General features: G+C 71.5%; 19 protein-coding genes. 9 read left to right on the forward strand and 10 right to left on the reverse strand.

Annotated features, from left to right (window positions below; translation table 11 throughout):
• Positions 1 to 340 precede the first annotated feature (340 nt).
• On the forward strand, positions 341 to 505 hold the full coding sequence (locus ISU10_RS01475; protein WP_194694558.1) for a hypothetical protein: 165 nt from the start codon (positions 341 to 343) through the stop codon (positions 503 to 505).
• Here ISU10_RS01475 and prfB read toward each other — a convergent pair.
• Positions 502 to 1,620 (reverse strand): peptide chain release factor 2, encoded by a 1,119-nt coding sequence (gene prfB, locus ISU10_RS01480; RefSeq protein WP_194694559.1) that lies wholly within the window; start codon positions 1,618 to 1,620, stop codon positions 502 to 504. The two genes, ISU10_RS01475 and prfB, sit on opposite strands and share 4 nt — an antisense overlap.
• 231 nt (positions 1,621 to 1,851) lie before the next feature.
• Between prfB and ISU10_RS01485 the strand changes: the two genes are divergently transcribed.
• Positions 1,852 to 2,499: a hypothetical protein gene (locus ISU10_RS01485; protein ID WP_194694560.1), complete on the forward strand. Its 648-nt coding sequence runs from the start codon at positions 1,852 to 1,854 to the stop codon at positions 2,497 to 2,499.
• On the opposite strand, the gene ISU10_RS01490 is transcribed toward ISU10_RS01485, so the two are convergent.
• Both ISU10_RS01490 and ISU10_RS01495 read right to left on the reverse strand, forming a co-directional pair.
• Complete coding sequence (locus ISU10_RS01490) at positions 2,484 to 4,037, reverse strand: xylulokinase (protein ID WP_194694561.1); 1,554 nt, start codon at positions 4,035 to 4,037, stop codon at positions 2,484 to 2,486. The two genes, ISU10_RS01485 and ISU10_RS01490, sit on opposite strands and share 16 nt — an antisense overlap.
• On the reverse strand, positions 4,034 to 5,443 hold the full coding sequence (locus ISU10_RS01495) for a pyridoxal phosphate-dependent decarboxylase family protein (RefSeq protein WP_194694562.1): 1,410 nt from the start codon (positions 5,441 to 5,443) through the stop codon (positions 4,034 to 4,036). The genes ISU10_RS01490 and ISU10_RS01495 overlap by 4 nt, the downstream gene beginning before the upstream one ends.
• 36 nt (positions 5,444 to 5,479) lie before the next feature.
• On the opposite strand from ISU10_RS01495, the gene ISU10_RS01500 reads away from it, so the two are divergent.
• The 6 genes from ISU10_RS01500 (at position 5,480) to ISU10_RS01525 (ending at position 10,176) form a co-directional block, all read left to right on the forward strand.
• Entirely contained in the window at positions 5,480 to 6,289 is an 810-nt protein-coding gene (locus ISU10_RS01500; protein ID WP_194694563.1) for a class I SAM-dependent methyltransferase, read from the forward strand.
• A 9-nt stretch (positions 6,290 to 6,298) separates the two neighbouring features.
• Positions 6,299 to 6,967 carry a YwaF family protein gene (locus tag ISU10_RS01505; RefSeq protein ID WP_194694564.1) on the forward strand — a complete coding sequence of 223 codons (669 nt, stop codon included), beginning with the start codon at positions 6,299 to 6,301 and terminating at the stop codon, positions 6,965 to 6,967.
• A 176-nt stretch (positions 6,968 to 7,143) separates the two neighbouring features.
• Positions 7,144 to 8,139 carry a hypothetical protein gene (locus tag ISU10_RS01510; RefSeq protein ID WP_194694565.1) on the forward strand — a complete coding sequence of 332 codons (996 nt, stop codon included), beginning with the start codon at positions 7,144 to 7,146 and terminating at the stop codon, positions 8,137 to 8,139.
• 177 nt (positions 8,140 to 8,316) lie between these two features.
• On the forward strand, positions 8,317 to 8,811 hold the full coding sequence (locus ISU10_RS01515) for a hypothetical protein (protein ID WP_194694566.1): 495 nt from the start codon (positions 8,317 to 8,319) through the stop codon (positions 8,809 to 8,811).
• A 132-nt stretch (positions 8,812 to 8,943) separates the two neighbouring features.
• Positions 8,944 to 9,567 carry a hypothetical protein gene (locus tag ISU10_RS23430; protein ID WP_194694567.1) on the forward strand — a complete coding sequence of 208 codons (624 nt, stop codon included), beginning with the start codon at positions 8,944 to 8,946 and terminating at the stop codon, positions 9,565 to 9,567.
• Positions 9,568 to 9,573: 6 nt separating this feature from the next.
• On the forward strand, positions 9,574 to 10,176 hold the full coding sequence (locus tag ISU10_RS01525; protein WP_194694568.1) for an RNA polymerase sigma factor: 603 nt from the start codon (positions 9,574 to 9,576) through the stop codon (positions 10,174 to 10,176).
• On the opposite strand, the gene ISU10_RS01530 is transcribed toward ISU10_RS01525, so the two are convergent.
• From ISU10_RS01530 to ISU10_RS01550, 5 genes are read right to left on the reverse strand one after another with little or no spacing between them, the layout of a single operon-like run.
• Positions 10,086 to 10,490 carry a hypothetical protein gene (locus ISU10_RS01530; RefSeq protein ID WP_194694569.1) on the reverse strand — a complete coding sequence of 135 codons (405 nt, stop codon included), beginning with the start codon at positions 10,488 to 10,490 and terminating at the stop codon, positions 10,086 to 10,088. The two genes, ISU10_RS01525 and ISU10_RS01530, sit on opposite strands and share 91 nt — an antisense overlap.
• A complete protein-coding gene (locus ISU10_RS01535; protein WP_194694570.1) occupies positions 10,487 to 11,620 on the reverse strand; it encodes a molybdopterin-dependent oxidoreductase in 1,134 nt (377 codons plus the stop codon). Before ISU10_RS01535 ends, ISU10_RS01530 begins: the two co-directional genes overlap by 4 nt.
• Complete coding sequence (locus ISU10_RS01540) at positions 11,617 to 12,270, reverse strand: class I SAM-dependent methyltransferase (protein WP_194694571.1); 654 nt, start codon at positions 12,268 to 12,270, stop codon at positions 11,617 to 11,619. Before ISU10_RS01540 ends, ISU10_RS01535 begins: the two co-directional genes overlap by 4 nt.
• Entirely contained in the window at positions 12,267 to 12,938 is a 672-nt protein-coding gene (locus ISU10_RS01545) for a TIGR04282 family arsenosugar biosynthesis glycosyltransferase (protein ID WP_194694572.1), read from the reverse strand. Before ISU10_RS01545 ends, ISU10_RS01540 begins: the two co-directional genes overlap by 4 nt.
• Positions 12,935 to 13,597, reverse strand: coding sequence for a glycosyltransferase family 2 protein (locus ISU10_RS01550; RefSeq protein ID WP_194694573.1), 663 nt, complete (start codon positions 13,595 to 13,597; stop codon positions 12,935 to 12,937). The genes ISU10_RS01545 and ISU10_RS01550 overlap by 4 nt, the downstream gene beginning before the upstream one ends.
• A 113-nt stretch (positions 13,598 to 13,710) precedes the next feature.
• Here ISU10_RS01550 and ISU10_RS01555 point away from each other — a divergent pair, with 113 nt between their 5' ends.
• Positions 13,711 to 15,024, forward strand: coding sequence for a hypothetical protein (locus ISU10_RS01555; protein ID WP_370864534.1), 1,314 nt, complete (start codon positions 13,711 to 13,713; stop codon positions 15,022 to 15,024).
• Positions 15,025 to 15,027: 3 nt separating this feature from the next.
• Here the strand turns inward: ISU10_RS01555 and ISU10_RS01560 are convergent, their stop codons facing one another.
• On the reverse strand, positions 15,028 to 16,068 hold the full coding sequence (locus tag ISU10_RS01560) for an NAD-dependent epimerase/dehydratase family protein (protein WP_194694574.1): 1,041 nt from the start codon (positions 16,066 to 16,068) through the stop codon (positions 15,028 to 15,030).
• On the reverse strand, positions 16,065 to 16,859 hold the full coding sequence (locus ISU10_RS01565; protein ID WP_194694575.1) for an S-methyl-5'-thioadenosine phosphorylase: 795 nt from the start codon (positions 16,857 to 16,859) through the stop codon (positions 16,065 to 16,067). The genes ISU10_RS01560 and ISU10_RS01565 overlap by 4 nt, the downstream gene beginning before the upstream one ends.
• Positions 16,860 to 16,956: the final 97 nt, after the last annotated feature.

Raw genomic sequence — 16,956 nt, forward strand, 5'->3', positions numbered from 1 at the left:
ACGAGAGTTGGGCTCGCTCCCTCTGGGGGAAGGAGCACGACGCTCGACGTCCGGTTGGGGGTTCCGGGCGGAGCGTCACAGTGGGCGCCGGTCTCCAGGTCTCGGAGGACGGCGCCCGCTCCGTCTTCTGGTGGTGATGCCATCGGCGGCCGGCGGTGGGTGAGAGGCACCGTTCTCGACCCCCGGACGGCGCCTCGCCCATGGCTGCCCCGGCCACCCGGCACGGTGCCGTCTCGTTGCCATCGGCACGAGACGGCACTGTGTCGCCGACCCGACGGTCCCGCAGCCCCGCGTACGGCGAGCCTGGACGTACTCGGTTCTCGTGGAAGGAATCTCTCGGATGAAGCAACGAGACGAACAGCAGCTGCGCGCCTGGCCGGTGAGCTCGCCCGGGCGGCGCGTGGTGCGCGACCACCTGCTCGACCACCTGCTGGGCGAGCACCGTGCGGTCAGGCCCACCGACGAGGTCGTCGAGGACCCACCGGCCGATCAGGCGGACGACTAGTTCTCGGCGGCCCGCTCGGCGCCGCGCCGCCAGCGGATGCCGGCCTCGATGAAGGCGTCGATGTCGCCGTCGAAGACGGCCTGCGGGTTGCCGACCTCGTAGCCGGTGCGCAGGTCCTTGACCATCTGGTAGGGGTTCAGCACGTAGTTGCGCATCTGGTCGCCCCAGGCAGCCAGGACGTCGCCCTTGAGCTCCTTCATCTGGGCGGCCTCCTCGGCCTTCTTGATCGCCAGCAGCTTGGCCTTGAGGATCACCATCGCCGAGGCCTTGTTCTGCAGCTGCGACTTCTCGTTCTGGCAGGAGACCACGATGCCCGTCGGGATGTGGGTCAGGCGGACCGCCGAGTCGGTGGTGTTGACCGACTGGCCGCCCGGACCAGACGACCGGTAGACATCGGTGCGGATCTCCTCGTCGGGGATGTCCACCTCGTCGGTCTGCTCGAGCACCGGCACGACCTCGACCGCGGCGAACGACGTCTGACGGCGACCCTGGTTGTCGAAGGGGCTGATGCGCACCAGGCGATGGGTGCCCGCCTCGACCGAGAGCGTGCCGAAGGCGTAAGGCGCGTGGATCGCGAACGTCGCCGACTTCAGGCCGGCCTCCTCGGCGTAGGAGGTGTCGAAGACCTCGACGGGGTACTTGTGCTGCTCGGCCCAGCGCACGTACATCCGCATCAGCATCTCGGCGAAGTCGGCGGCGTCGACCCCTCCTGCGCCCGAACGAATGGTGATCAGCGCCTCGCGCGCGTCGTACTCGCCGGAGAGGAGCGTGCGGACCTCGAGCGCCTCCACGGCCTTCTTGACCTTGGGCAGCTCCGCCTCGGCCTCGGCCAGCGAGGCTGCGTCGTCGACCTCCAAGCCGAGCTCGACGAGCGCGCCGAGGTCGCCGATCCGGCTGTCGAGCTCGGTGAAGCGGTCCAGCTCACCTTGCAGCGCGGAGAGCCGACCGGTCACCCGGGTGGCGTTGTCCTGGTCGTCCCACAGGTCCGGGGCCGCGACCTGCTCACCCAGGTCAGCGATCTCGCGCCGCATGCCGTCGAGGTCGAGCACCTGGCCGATCGTGCTCATCGTCGCCTGGAGCTGCTTGATCTCGGAGTCGTAGTCGGGTCCTGCCACAAGGGTCAAGGCTACGGGGCTGCGGAAGCATGCCGCGAATCTGGCGGTCGTGCGGTCAAGGCAGAACGTGCACCGCGATCGGTGTCGCCTAGCTGGCGTTCGCGTGCCGCCACGCCCCAGGGCGTGGCGGCACCCCAGTCCCTACCTCCCGAATAGTCCCTTTGGGTCATGCCACCCGGGGGTACTCCGAGGCAGAGTCTTTGCTTTCTGGCAACCGACTGGGGAGAAGCAATGAGCCTGAAAGACTTCCAACGGCCGAAGATCACCTCGGCCCACATCATCGCCGTCGCAGCGCTGGTCATCAGCTGCGCCGGAAGCGCCAGCGCCGCCATCGTGATCACCAGCGCACAGATCAAGGACGGCACGGTCACCACCAAGGACATCAAGAACCGGACGCTCCAGCTCAGGGACATCAACCCGACCGATCGCGCCAAGCTCAAGGGTGCCGACGGCGCCAGCGCGTTCGAGCCGCCGCCGGCGGGCACGCTTGTCGTCGGTGGCGGGCTGATCCAGGGCTATGTCGCGACGGCAGGTGGTCAGCTCACGACCTACACGGCACTCGGCTTCACCCCCGCGGCCCCGCTGAGCGAGGACAACCCGACCCGCAACGTCTACTTCGCCCCGCACGCGTCGGTCATCGACACCAACGAGAACGGCACGCTGTGCCCCGGGACGGCCGCAGCGCCCGACGCGACGCCCGGAATCACGTGTATCTACGTCGCGGCGACCACCAACGTCGAGCCCAACTCGACCGCGGTGTATGCCGGCGTCACGGCCAGCACTGAAGGCGCCGACGGCCACGGGTTCAACGTCACTCCTGACGCCAACGCGGTCGGACAGATGATCTTCCGCTACGTGTGGGCCTATCGCGCACCCTGACCGTCTGCGCGTCGGGCTGATCGTCTGAAGAAGCCGCGCTGGGCGGCGTACAGCTTGGGCAGCTCCGCTGCCAGGGCGTCGTACGTCGCCCGGCGCTGCGGGTCTGGACGGAACGGCGGATCGGTGGGGACGAGCCCGCGGAGCTCGTCCTTGCGCACCTCGCCCAACGCGAGTGCGGCGAACAGCGCGGCTCCTCGCAGACCGGCCAGCCACGGGTCGCTGACCCGCACGATGGTGCGGTCGGTGACATCGGCGAGCACCTGGCACCACAGGTGCGACCTGGCGCCGCCGCCGACGAGACGGATGTCGTCGAGCCGTCCGCCGACGAACCTCTCGGCCGCGCCGAGAAGCCAGCCGGCATTGAGGGCGACCCCCTCCAGCACCGCCCGCGTGAGGTGAGCGCGGGTGCTGCTCTCACCGATGCCGTGGAAGCCGGCGCGCGCGTTGCGGTCGTCGATCGGCGACCGCTCACCGGTGAGCCACGGCGCGAAGACCACGCCGCCAGATCCCGGCGGGACCTGCGCTGCCTCGGCGAGGAGCACGTCGTACGACGTGTCGGGGGCGACCAAGTCGCGCCACCACTGCAGGTTGCGGCCGGCCGAGTCCTGGTTGTTGGCCAGCAGGTACGACGCGTTGTCCAGGCCCGGCACGCTCGCCTGCTGCCGCATCACGTCGGTCTTCTTGCGAGGCACGGGTGCGCTGATCCAGGCCGTGGTGCCGATCGAGGCATGGGGCTGGCCGAGCTCGACGGCGCCGGCTCCGACGGCGGCGGAGTGGAGGTCGGGCAGCCCGGTCACCGCGACGGCTGTGGCCGGGATGCCCAGGGCCGCCGCTACGTCGGGGAGCACCGGCCCGACGACCGAGCCCGTGGGCACGAGCGGGGGCAGGTTCCGCGCGTCGATGCCGGTCGCCCGCACCAGCACCTCGTCATAGGCCAGCTTCGCCAGCGACCGGTTGTCGGTCAGCCACGCGCCCGTCATCGAGGCCAGGGTCGCCGCCGGCACACCCGTGAAGCGCATCGTCAGGTAGTCCACCGGCTCCAGCACCCAGCGGGCCCGGGCCAGCACGTCCGGGCGCTCGTGCTTCCAGAACAGCAGGTGCCCGACGGGGTCGGCCCCTGACGTCGTCGGGATGCCGCCACTGCGGCGCAGCCAGGTCGCCAGCGGCTTGGGTGCGTACCCGGACACAGGTCCACCGACCAGCTCGGCCGAGTACGGCGCGCCTCTGGTGTCGCTCCACAGCACGCACTCGTCCACCGGTCGGCCGGCCTCGTCGACGGGGACGGTGCTGGCCCACTGCCCGGTGACGCTGACGGCGACGACGTGCTCGCCGCCCACCGCGGCGACCCCGCGGCGTACGGACTCGCAGATCACCGTCCACCAGAGCTCGGCATCCTGCGTGCGGGCGCCGCCGTCGGCTGCGTTCGTCGGGACCGGCGTGTGCTCCCACCAGATGATGTCGCCACGCATCGAGACGAAGCCCACCTTGGGTCCGCCCGTGCCCAGGTCGACGGCGAGGACGACGTCGCTCTCGGTCATGCAGGCGGCAGCGACTGCTGCTTGTCGAGCATGTCGTCCATGACCGCGACGATGAAGTCGGCTGTCGCCTGGTCGAGCCCGCCGGCGACTCCGCCGTAGATCGCGCCGGCGTAGGCCTGCTCGCCCGACGACTCCTTCTGCTTCGCATAGGCGATGGCCTCGGCGAGGTCCGCGGTGAACTGCTCGACCACGCCGGCGCGCGTCTGCGGGCGCGTGACGGCCATGTGGATCGCGTTGGGGTACTGCTGGCCGTTGAAGCGCCAGCCCTTCGGGCCCAGGAAGTCGACGAGGTGGTAGATCTCGAACTCGTCACTGGTGAAGGAGAAGCAGAACGTCGGTGCGCCGCTGGTGCCGTCGCCCATGATGCGCAGCTCGGGGTGGGAGCGGACCACGTCCATCATGGCCGCGGCGGTAGCGAAGATCTCGCGTGCGTGCTCGCGGTACCCCTCGCGGCCGAGCGAGACCATCGAGGCCCAGGTGCTGGCGATCAGGCCGCCGGAGCGAGAGCCCTCCATGCCGGGCGACATGTACTTCCCGCCGCTCCAGTCGAGCAGGTGGAAGTACTGCGCCTGGCGCAGCGCCTTGTCGCGGAACAGCAGCGTGGAGCTGCCCTTGAAGGCATAGCCGTACTTGTGGGTGTCGGCCGAGATGGACGTGACCCCCGGGACGCGGAAGTCGAAGAGCGGGATGTCAAGGCCGGCGTCCTCGGCGAACGGGAGGATGAAGCCGCCCAGGCAGCCGTCGACGTGCATGCCGACACCGCGCTCGGCGGCCAGTGCGGCCAGCTCGGCGATCGGGTCGATCGTGCCGTAGGCGTAGTTGCCGGCCGAGCCCATGATCGCGATCGTCTGGTCGTCGATCAGGGCGGCCATCGCGTCGACGTCGGCGAGGGTCGTCTTCGGGTCGACGGGAGCTACGCGCAGCTCGATCCCGAACAGGTGACAGCCCTTGTCGAACGCCGCGTGCCCCGTCTCGGGCTTCACGAAGTTGGGGCGCGTGACACCCCGGGTCTCGCGCGCATGCTCGCGGTAGGCCACCAGCGCATGCAGGATGCTCCCCGTCCCGCCGGTGGTGAGCAGGCCCGCCGGCTCCGTGTCGGTCACCGCGTCGGCGTGCATGAGGTCGAGTGCCATCGCGATGACCTCGCCCTCGAACTTGGTCTGGCTGGGGCACATGTCGCGCTGGAGGGCGTTGACGTGGGCGAACATGCCGAACGCGTCCGCGAGGAAGTCGTAGTGCTCGTGGTCCCCGCAGTACATCGTCCCCGAGACCTTCCCGGTCTCCCAGAACGCGTCCTCCTCCTGCGCCATGGACCGCATCTCCGCAAGTACGTCGGAACGCGGCCGCCCGCTCTCCGGAAGGGTGCGGTTGACGCTGAACCGCTCGGCGTAGGGAAAGTCGTTCACGATCGGCGATCCTACGGATGGGGCACACTCAGGCCCATGAGCGAAGGACCGACCGCCGACACCAGCTGGCTCGAGTCCATGCCGGAGGTCTACGACCGGTGCCTCGGGCTCGCGATCTTCGCGCCCTACGCCGCCGAGCTCGCCCTGCGGGCATCGGCCGTCCCCCACGGTCGTGTCCTCGAGCTGGCCGCCGGCACGGGCATCGTGACCGCCGGACTGGTCGAGGCACTGCCGGACGCCGAGATCACCGCGACCGACCTCAACCAGGCGATGGTGGCCTACGCCTCGGCCCGCACTCCAGGACCGACGTGGGAGGTCGCGGACGCGCAGGCCCTGTCCTATGCCGACGACTCGTTCGACCTGGTGGTCTGCCAGTTCGGCGTGATGTTCCTGCCCGATCGCATCGGCGCCTACCGTGGCGTGCGCCGGGTGCTTGCACCGGGCGGATCGTTCCTCTTCAACGTCTGGGACACCTTGGAGAGCCACGAGGTCGAGAGCGCCGTCATCGACACCATGGCCGAGCTGTTCCCCGACGACCCGCCCGACTTCTTGCGCCGGGTCCCGCACGGGTACGCCGACCCGTCCCGACTGCGCGCCGACGTCCAGGCCGCGGGGCTCACCCTGGCCGACCTGGACCGGGTGCAGCTGACCGGCAAGGCACCCTCGGCCGCCGTGCTGGCCGAGGGCTACTGCCTCGGCACTCCCCTGCGCTTCGAGCTCCAGGAGCGCGGCGACCTCGCCGACCTGGTGCCCCGGGTCACCAAGGCCCTGACCCGTCGGCTCGGCGACGGGCTCATCGAGGGTGAGATGTCGGCGTACGTCGTCCGCGCGGTCGCTCCCGCCTGAGAGCCGTCCGTGTTCGAGCCCTGGTCCACCTCGCACCTGGTGGTGCTGGGGGTGTTCGTGCTCGGCGTGGTCGTGCTACTCGCCGTCGGCCCGGTCCTTCGCGGCAGCCACGTCGAGCAGCCACTGGCCGTCGCGATGGCGCTGGGCAACATCGGCTTCGGCCTGATCGGCGTCGTCACCGAGTTCGGTGACGGCGACGTCAAGGGCAACCTGCCGCTCCAGCTGTGCGACTTCGCCTGGATCCCGGTCGCGTGGGCCCTGCTGACCCGGCACCGGTTCGCGTTGGCCCTCGCCTACTTCTGGGGTCTGACCCTCGCCCTCCAGGCCTTGGTGCAGCCGACCCTCGACGAGGCCTTCCCCGACCCGAACTTCTTCGCGTTCTGGGGCAAGCACGTGCTGTTGGTCTGGGGCGCGGTCTACGCGACTCTCACCCTGCGTCAGGGCCCGAGCTGGCGCGGGTACCGGCAGGCCGTCTTGGCCACCTTCGCCTGGCTCGCGACTGCCATGACCATCAACACCGCCCTCGACACCAACTACGGCTACTTCAACGCCAAGCCCAAGGGCACCGTCTTGGACTACCTCGGTCCCTGGCCCTGGTACGTCCTCGCCGAGATGGCCATCGTCCTCCTCGTCTGGGCGTTGATCACCTGGCCGTGGGTGCGGCGGCCATCGGGATAGTCCGGTACGAACCGAACCCTGGGACAGCCCCCTCAGGGTGCGGTTCGTACCGGACTATCCGGGCAGACCTGTGGAGAGAGCCCAACGCGAGCGACTCGCCTCGTGCAGGCTCACCTGGCATGTACTCCGGAGTGACCGTCATGCCGAGGCCGTTCCATCCGCGCAGAGCAAACCTGGTGAATCCCGTTCGGGTGGCGCAGCGCAGCGGGGGCTACCGGCCGACCAAGCGGGCGGCTCAGTGTGGCCGCTGGCGCCGAAGCAGCCACGGGCTCTACGTACCGTGGTGGGTCGACTCCACGATCGTCGAGCAACGCATCGTCGAGGCGGCCGCCGTAGAGCCTGGGTACGCCGCAGTCACCGACTGGGGTGCGCTGCGTTGGCTCGGGGGCAGGTGGTTCACCGGCACCCGAGCCGACGGCTCCCTGATACCGGTCACTCTGGCCGCCGACACGATCCGGGCGCAGCCAGGCATCGCCGTCTCCGAGGAGCGCATCAATGCCTCCGAGATCACGGCTGTCGACCGGTTGTGGATCACCCGGCCGCTGCACGCGACGCTGTTCGCGATGCGGTACGCCGACTCGATGTGGGACGCAGTCATCGTCGCGGACATGGCGGCGTTCAACGACCTGGTGGCGATCGACGAGCTGTGGTCCTATGCCCTCAGACATCCTGGCATGACCGGCATCCCCCAGGCGCGCAACGCCATCGTGCTGGCCGACGAGAACAGCTGGTCGCCCATGGAGACCGTCATGCGGCTGATCTGGGAGCTCGTGGCCGAGCAGCCGAGGCCGCTGACCAACACGCCGGTCTTCGACCTCCAAGGACGCCACATCGGTACGCCGGACCTGCTCGACGTCGAGTCCGGAACCTACGGCGAGTACGACTCGGCGTACCACCTCGACGGCGCGCGCCGGGTCGCCGACCTCCGCCGCGAGCACGCGTTCAAGAGCGTCGGCCTCGAACCGGTCGTGATGATGGCGGGCGAGCCCGGCGGCCGAGACGCAGTGGCAGCACGTATCGTCGCCACCCGCGACCGCGCCCTGCGGCAGGGTCGAGACCGCCTGTGGACCATCGACCAGCCCGACTGGTGGCTCCCCACCCAGACCGTCGCCCAACGTCGCGCCCTCTCCGACGTCGACCGCGCTCGCCTTCTCGCCCACCGCCAGATCTGAGCGGACCCCGGGATAGTCCGGTACGAAGCGAACCGTGGTTCGCGCGTTCGAGGGTTCCGATCGTCGGGGACTACCGGGATTTCCCGCATTTCTCGCGCGTCGACGTAACACCGGGGCGTGGTGGCGACAAGTCAGGGTGCACGACGTACCCCCATCCCCCCGAAGGAGATCGATCACATGCAGCGATCCACCATCCGCCGGGCCATCGGCCTCGGCTCCGCCATCGCCCTCCTGGGCTTCGGCGGTGCGTACGCCGTCGGCTCGACCGTGGCCGGCAACGCCGCCCCCGTCGACGAGACCGGCAAGCCCGACGTCGTTCCTGTCGGTCCGGCCGCCCTGCCCAGCCAGGCCGCCGACCGTGCCGAGCAGGCGATCGCAGAGCGCGGTCGCGACGCCCACGCACAGGGCCCGAAGGACGACGCCACCACCGAGGCCGCCGACGAGACGACCGACGAGACGACCGACGACACGACAGACGAGTCAGGCGACGAGTCAGGCGACGAGAACGAGGGCAGCGGCCCCGGCTACGGCCCCGGCGTGCACGCCGGACCGCACGGCGACTATGGCCCGGAGGTCCACCCCGACTCGACGAACCACCCGAGCGCCGATGACCACCCGGACTCGGAGAGCCACCCCGACACGACCAACCACCCCGGCGGTCAGCCCGACTGAACGCCGCACGAACCCACGGCAGCCCGGTCCTGTCCCCGTCCGGACCGGGCTGCCGTGACTGTTGAGGCTGGCCGCCACTCTCCGTGACGACGTGACATCCTCGCCAAGCTGCCCAGTACTCCGGAGGTCCACGTGACCAGCACCCGCCGCTCGCTGCGGGTCGAGGCACCCGCTCTCGAGCCCGACGACGCCCTCGTGGCGCGACTGGCCGACAGCGCACGTGACTCCCTCCCGACCCGCAGGCGCAAGGCGCTGGCGCAGTGGCGGGTCGCGCTGGGAGCTGCGGGAGTCGTCGTCGTCACCACCGGCGGCGCCTACGCCACCGGCGTGCTCGGTCCCCTGCCCGGGTTCAACCCCCTCGATCGCCCGTCCCACCCCTCAGAGGAGACCGAACCGGTGCCGGGCTCCTCCTCCGGGAACGGGACCGACACCGAGCCGCCGGTGGGCCGGCCGAGCGTCCTCCCGACGGAGGGGCCGGGCGGACCGACCGACCGACCCACCGGCCCGCCCTCTGGCAGGCCGACGGGCAAGCCCACCGGCCACCCCACGGGCAGTCCCACCAGCCACCCCACCGGGCCTCCGTCCGGCGTGCCTACCCAGCCGCCCACCCAGCCGCCAACCCAGCCGCCCACCCAGCCGCCCGGCCAGCCGTCCAGCCTGCCCACGACTGAGCCGCCGACCGGCAGGCCCACGACCCTGCCCAACCCGTTGAACCGACCGACCAGCCCGGCGGCTCCTACCGACCTGCCACCGTAGGAGGCGATGACGGACGGGGACGACGGGCTGCGCGACGACGAACTCGTCGCGCGGGCCAAGGCGGGTGACGAAGAAGCCTGGCGGGAGCTCTACCGAGCCCACGCCGGGCGTTTGGTCGTGTGGCTGCGCACCATCGCGGGCGGCGACCCGGCCGTCTCGCCCGAGGACCTGGCCGCCGAGGCGTGGCTGACGGCTGCCGCCAAGGTCGCCGACTTCGAGGGCACGTCCTCGCAGTTCGCCGGCTACCTGTTCGGCATCGGCCGGCACCTGGCCGCCAACGACCGGCGTCGCGTCGGGAGGCGCCAGACCTTCGACGTCGACCCGGCTGACCTCACCGCCGCCGGACCAGCCGAGGAGCCGCACCAAGAGGTCGACGACCAGGCGTGGGTGCGTTGGAGGCTCTCAGCCCTGCCCACTCGCGAGCGCGAGGTGATCGCCTGCCTGGAGGTCGTCGGACTCGACATCGCCACCACGGCCGCAGCCCTGGGCATGTCAGCCACAGCCGTGCGCGTCGCCCGTCACCGGGGCCTGCGGCGCCTGCGTGCCACCTCCGACACGCCCACGACGACGAGCACCACGACGACCACCAAGAGCCACCCGGCGGTGTAGCCGCGGTCGAGGATCGTCGGATTGTCCGGACGCTCACCGAACCGTCCGATGACAGGGATGGCCAGCACCGTGAGCGTGCCGAGCACGACCAGGCCGGCGGCAGCACGAGGGCGCAGGCCCGCCGGCACCAACCGCGAGACCAGCCACCCGAGTGCCAGCGTCAGCGGGACCAGCACGAAGTCGTGGAGCACGACTCCGGCGCCGAGCCACACCGCGGCGTCGACGAGGTCCGCGAGGTCTTCGGCGAGCAGCAGCCAGGCGCCGTACGCCGCGAAGGCGACGCCGACGACCGCGATCCCGATCCGGGCGATCACGCCTCCACCTCCAGGCGGGCGACCCACTTGGTCTGCAGGACACCCGGGCGGTTCGGGGCGATCAGCCGGGCCGGGTAGCCGTGGTCGATCGACAGCGACTCACCGTCGAGCCCCAGCGCGAGCAGGGTGAGGTCGTCGTCGGCGAACTGTCCCGGCAGGTGCGTCACCTTGAACGCCCCCCGCTGCTGCAGCGAGGTCACCTTGACCGCCGCTCCCGTCGGCGCCTCGACGAGGTCGAGCAGGTCCCGAAGGCGCACTCCGGTCCAGTCGCCATGGGCGCTCCAGCCCTCCACGCACGCGATCGGCAGTCCCGAGGTCTGCTGCCGCATGGCCAGCAGCTCCTCGCGGGCCAGGGAGACCGAGCGGTCGCCGTACGTCACGACCAGGCGGTACGCCGGGTCGGTCGCGCTCGCAGTGACACGTGCGGCCCGAGCGCTCTTGTTGATCGGTATCCCCTGGGGGCCGTCGCCCGACCGCGGCGCAAACACCGAGACGCGCCGCAGCCACGGCACCGCGCCTCCGGCGGTCAGCAAGACGGCAGCCACCGATGCGACGCCGGCGATGCGTACCAGGCCCCGACGGGTCAGACCCTCGCCGGGTGGTTCGTCCACGTCGGGCCGGGCGAACGCCGCGCGCACGATCGGCAGCTTCACCGCGATGTGCAGCACCAGAGCCCCGACGACCACCCACGCGACCGCGAAGTGCGTGGGCCGGAAGGAGAAGGACCACGGGTACCACGTGGTGACGTTGGCCAGCCCGGTCGCCAGCTGGAAGATCGCGGCGGCCACCAGCACGCCGATGGAGGTGCGCTCGGCGGCGTGCAGCAGCAGCTCGCGCGAGGGTCGGGGCGGGCGGATCCAGAACCGCGGGTAGACGGTCCACAGCTTGACCAGGAGCAAGGGCACGCACGCCGTCCCGGCTGCGACGTGGACTCCCTGGGTGACGCGGTAGCCCCAGACCGGCCGGCTGGGCAGCCAGCTGTCCGGCTGTTGCGCCAGGTGGCTGATCACCCCGGTGACGAAGGCGACCAGGAAGCAGATGCCGAGCCAGGCGCCGATCCGTGCGGCGACGTGCGGGTGGTGCAGCCGCGAGGGGAAGTCGCGCTGCTCGGGCGCTCGCAGGGCCGTCATGCGGCCGCCTCCTGCAGCACACCGACCCAGCGGCCGTCGAGGTCGAGCGTGCGCGCCGAGAACCCCGCCCGGGTGGCCACCTCCCCCAGTGCGTCGGCACCGACCACTGCCCAGGGGAACGGCTCCGACGTCATGCCGCCGGAGGTGAGCCGCACCGTGCCGGTGTGCCAGCCCGTACCTGGAGGTGCCACGTCGGCGACGACCCGGCCGCCTGGTGTCAGGAGCTGGGCCACTCGCCGCAGCAGCCGGACGGGGTCGCCGCCGATGCCGAGGTTGCCGTCGGCGAGCAGCACGGTGTGCCAGCGTCCCTCGGCTGGCACGCTCTCGAAGACGTCGCGCAGGATCGCTGCGACGCCGCGGTCCCGGGTCTGCCACACGGCTTCGGGAACGACGTCGATGCCCAGAGCGACCCGCCCTCGTTCGGCGAGCAGCTCGGTCATCCGCCCCGGGCCGCACCCGACATCGAGCGTCGGTCCGTCACACAGGTCGAGCAGGGCATGGTCGCCGGCCATCGTGCCGGTCCAGCCATGTTGGACGTCGAAGGGCGTGGCCACGTGAGCGGAGACGTCCTCGTGCTCGGCGGTGGCCACCACGCAGGGATGCCCGCGGAAGGCCTGGGCGAAGACGGCGGAGACGGGGTAGCCGCTCATCGCGCACGCACCTGCATCCCCGACCACAGCCGCGCGAACGCCGAGTCGTCGGGGCACTCGGCCACGACCGAGGCCGCGTCGACAGCGGTGTCGACGTCGTCGAGGACGGCCGTCCGACCCACGCTGAGCCCCGCTGCCTCCAGGGCCCTGCGGGTGTCGATCCCGGTGGTAGGCGTGGACATCGGTACTGCGCGCAGCACGGTCGCCTTTCGCGGATCGGCGAGCCCGAGCACCCACCATCCGCCGTCCTCGGCGTCTCCGAGGACGGCGTCGTGGTCGGCGAGCCCGTCGATGACGTGACCGAGCAGGTCAGCGGTCACCTGGGGAGTGTCCATGCCGACCTGCACGACCGGACCGGGCGCCTCATCGGCGAGGTCGAGGTGCGCCGCCGCGAGCCGGTCCCCCAGCCCGTGGCCACGCTGCGGATGGATCCGCCAGCCCACCAACGCGGCCAACAGGCGACGGCCGTCCACGGCCTCGGTCAGGTCGCCGTGCAAGGCCAGCCGGCACCGCTCGGCCCCGACCGTCGCCGTACAGGTCCTCAGCGTGTCGAGCAGGGCGGCGGCTGCGAGCTCGGCTGCTCGCTCCATGCCGACCTCGGCCCCGAGCCGGGTCTTGACCAGGCCGGCGACGGGCGCCTTGGCGACGACCAGCAGTCGCGGTGTCATCGCAGCACCCGGGCGAAGTCGCGTGCCGCCCGGGCGCTGCCGACCAGAGAGCCCGAGACCTTGGACCGCGTACCTGCCGCCCGCGGGTGGTAGGCCACGTCGCGCTCGCTGAACCTCCAGCCGGCCCCGACGGCGCGTTGCATGAGCTCGACCGGGTAGCCGAACGCTCGATCGCGAACGCCCAGGTCGAGCAGCGCCTGTCGGCGACTGACCCGCATCGGCGCGATGTCGTGGGCCGGCATGCCGATCCGGCGACGCAGCCAGGCCACCACCAGGGCGTTGCCGGCGCGGGCATGCCAGGGCCAGACGCCTCGGGAGGTCGGGCGGCGCCGACCGACGGCCAGGTCCGCACGACCCTCGCGCACGTCGTCCAGCAGCGCCGCCAGGTCGGCGGGGTCGAACGAGCCGTCACCGTCCATGAACGCCACGTACTCCCCCGTCGCTGCCTCCAGCCCCGCGTGGACAGCCGCCCCATAGCCTGGCTGGTCCTCAGTGACGACTCGGGCACCGAGGTCCCGGGCCACCTGCGCGGTGTCGTCCTGGGAGCCGTTGTCGACGACGATCACCGCGTAGGACTCAGGGATCCGCGGCAGCAGGCCGGCGAGCGCGGGGCCTTCGTCGCGGCACGGAAGCACCAGGTCGCACCTGTCTCGAGACATGCCAGCCACGGTAGGTACGGCAGGTGGGGCCACACACGCCCCTGCGGCTTACGAAGTCCTCACGTCTGGCTGCACCACCGGGTCGCGGCGCCTTGGCTCCGTAGGCTCGACCGGTGCCCCGGACAACGCGCGCCGCCGCCGTCGGCCTCGCGGCCGCGGTCGTGCTGATGGCCGCGGCGATGGCCGTGCCAGCGGCGCTGGACTGGAATGTCCACGTCCGCTGGTTCCCGCCGCTGCACGCGGACTGGGACCCCCGACTCGGTGCGGGCACGCTTCCGGCACTGGCCCTCGGCGCGGTGTGCGTGCGGTTCGCCGTAGATCTCGCGCAGCGGCTGCCGTGGCGCCGCCTGCTGCTCGCGTCGTACGTCGGTGGGCTGGCGTGGATGGTCTCGCTCGCGCTGGTCGACGGGGCCGGTGGCATCGGCGACGTGCTCGACGGGCCGTACGAGTACCTGCGCACGGCTCGGGCGACCGACGACCTGCCCCACACGCTCGACATCTACATCAGCCGGATACCGGCCGACGCGCTGCCCAGCAACTGGCCGGTGCACATCGCCGGTCACCCGCCCGGAGCGCTCACGTTCTTCGTGCTCCTGGCCCGCCTCGGACTCGGCAGCGGCCTGGCCGCCGGTCTCGTGGTCACGCTCATCGCGGCGTCGACCGCGGTGGCCGTCCTGCAGACGCTGCGCATCCTGGGCGCGGAGCAGCACGCGCGCCATGCCGCACCGTTCCTGGTCATCGGACCGGCTGCGATCTGGCAGTGCGTGTCGGCCGACGGCATGTTCGCGGCGTGGGCCGCCTGGGGCATCTGCACGCTGGCCCTGGCGGCGACACGGCCCTGGCGTTGGACGGGCCTCGGCTGGTCCGTCGTCGCGGGCCTGCTGCTCGGGTGGTGTGTGATGAACAGCTACGGCCTGCCGCTACTGGGCCTGCTGGCGGTGGCCGTGCTGGTGGTCGCCCGTGCGTGGCGCCCGGTGGTGCCTGCCGCCGTCGCGGCCCTGGCCGTGGTGCTCGCCTACGTGCCGTTCGGCTACTCCTGGTGGGAGGCACTGCCAGTGCTGCGCGAGCGCTACTGGGCGGGTGTGGCGAGCAACCGGCCCCCGCAGTACTGGATGTGGGGCAACCTGGCCGCCCTCGCCTTCAGCGCCGGGCCGATGTCGTTCGCCGGTGTCGCGCACGCACTGTCACGCCGGTCCGGTCCGTCGACGCGGGCGGTGTGGTGGCTGGTCCTGGGGGGTACGGCGATGGTCGTGGCCGCCGACCTGTCGCAGATGAGCCGTGCCGAGGTCGAGAGGATCTGGCTGCCGTTCGTGCCGTGGCTGCTGATCGGGTGCGCGCTCCTGCCCGAGTCCTGGCGGCGCCGCGGGCTGGCCGTGCAGGTGGTGCTGGCCCTGGCGGTCCAGCACCTGCTGTTCACCGGATGGTGAGGCTCAGTCGCGCAGTGGCGCGGAGGCGAACCCCGCGAGTCCCTCGTAGGGGCTGATCTGAGCCGCGAAGCCCAGCTCGCGCGCGGAAAGCGCCGGTGAAGCGACCACGTGGCGCACGTCGCCCGAGCGGTACTGCCCGGTGACGACCGGCTCGGCCCCGCCGGCCTGCCGGGCCAAGATACGCGCGACGTCGAGGATCGAGACGGGGCTCCCGGAGCACACGTTGTAGGCCGACAGCTCACCCACCTCGCGGGCTCCCACCGCGCGCACCGCCGCGAGGTTGGCGCGGGCCACGTCGTCGACATGCACGAAGTCGCGCATCTGGCCGCCGTCCTCGAAGACCCGCGGCGCCTCGCCACGCGCCAGTGACGACCGGAAGATCGCCGCAACCCCGGAGTACGGCGTGTCCCGCGGCATCCCGGGTCCGTAGACGTTGTGGTACCTCAGCGCGACTGCCGATGCCCCGGCCTGCCGGGCCCACGCCGACGCGTAGTGCTCCTGGGCCACCTTGCTCGCGGCATAGGAGCTGCGCGGGTCGAGCCTTGCCGACTCCTCGACGAGCTCCCAGGCCAGCACCCGGTCACAGGCCGGGCAGTGGTTGTCGAAGTCCCCGGCGTCGAGTGCGGCGACCGACCTCGGGACCGGGGCGACCGTGGCGTGCTCGGGGCAGGCGTAGCGACCCTCGCCGTAGACCACCATCGACGAGGCCAGCACCAGGTTGCCCACGTCGTGGGCTGACATGGCGGCCAGCAGTGCTGCCGTACCGAGGTCGTTGTGGGCGGCGTACTCCGGCAGGTCGGCCACCGTGACACCAGCCCCGACCAGTGCTGCCTGGTGGCAGACGACGTCGACGCCGTCGAGGAGGTCGCCCCACTCGCCCGCGTCGCGTACGTCGAGCCGGTGCACGCCCTCCACGTCCGGCGGCGTGCGGTGCGCCTGCGGCAGCAGCGCGTCGACCGGCACCACGTCGTGGCCGTCGGTCTCGAGCGTGCGTCGGACGGCCGTGCCGATGAAGCCGGCCGCCCCGGTCAGCAGAACCCTCACGGCACCTCGTAGGTGAGGTCGATGCCCTCGGCCCACGACGAGCACGCGCAGCCATCGGGCGACGGCAGGTCGCCCAGCACCCGCGTCAGGATCTGCTTGAGCCGCGCGATGTTGGCGGCGAACATCGCGAACACCTCAGCCTGTCCGACGCCCTCACCGGCCTCGATGCCGGCGTCCATGTCGGTGACCAGAGCGATGGCCGAGTAGCACATCAGCAGCTCGCGGGCGAGGACCGCCTCGGGGTGGCCGGTCATGTTGACCAGGCTCCAGCCCTGGGCGGCGTAGGACAGCGACTCGGCGCGCGAGGAGAACCGCGGGCCCTCGATCACCACCATCGCCCCGCCCTGCTTCACGTCGGGGTCGACGCCGGCCACGGCGTTCGACAACCGCTCGCAGTAGGGGTCGGCGAACGGTGCGTGCACCGCACCGCGCTCGACGTAGGTCTGCACGCGCCCGCTGGTGCGGTCGACGAGCTGGTCGGGCACCACGATGTCGCCGGGCGACACGCTCGGCAGCAGCCCGCCGACGGCGCAGGGCGCCAGCACCTGCCGCACCCCGAGCGACCGGAGCGCCCACAGGTTGGCGCGGTAGTTGATCAGGTGCGGCGGGTAGGCGTGGTGCTCGCCGTGGCGCGGGACGAACGCGACGCGAGTGCCGCCCACGGTGCCGATGGCCACCGGCGCCGACGGATCGCCGTACGGCGTGGTGAGCGGTACGTGGGTCGCGTCGTCGAGGAACTCATAGAAGCCACTGCCACCGATCACGGCGACCTCGGCACGGGAATCTGCCACGGGCCAACCCTGGCAGACCGTCGGTCGCGGCCCCACGCGGACGTCATACCGGACGTCATACGAAGTGGTCGCTATAGCGACCAGAACGTATGACGTC

Origin of the sequence: Nocardioides agariphilus (genome assembly GCF_015352445.1) — a bacterium.
Taxonomy (GTDB): domain Bacteria; phylum Actinomycetota; class Actinomycetes; order Propionibacteriales; family Nocardioidaceae; genus Nocardioides; species Nocardioides agariphilus.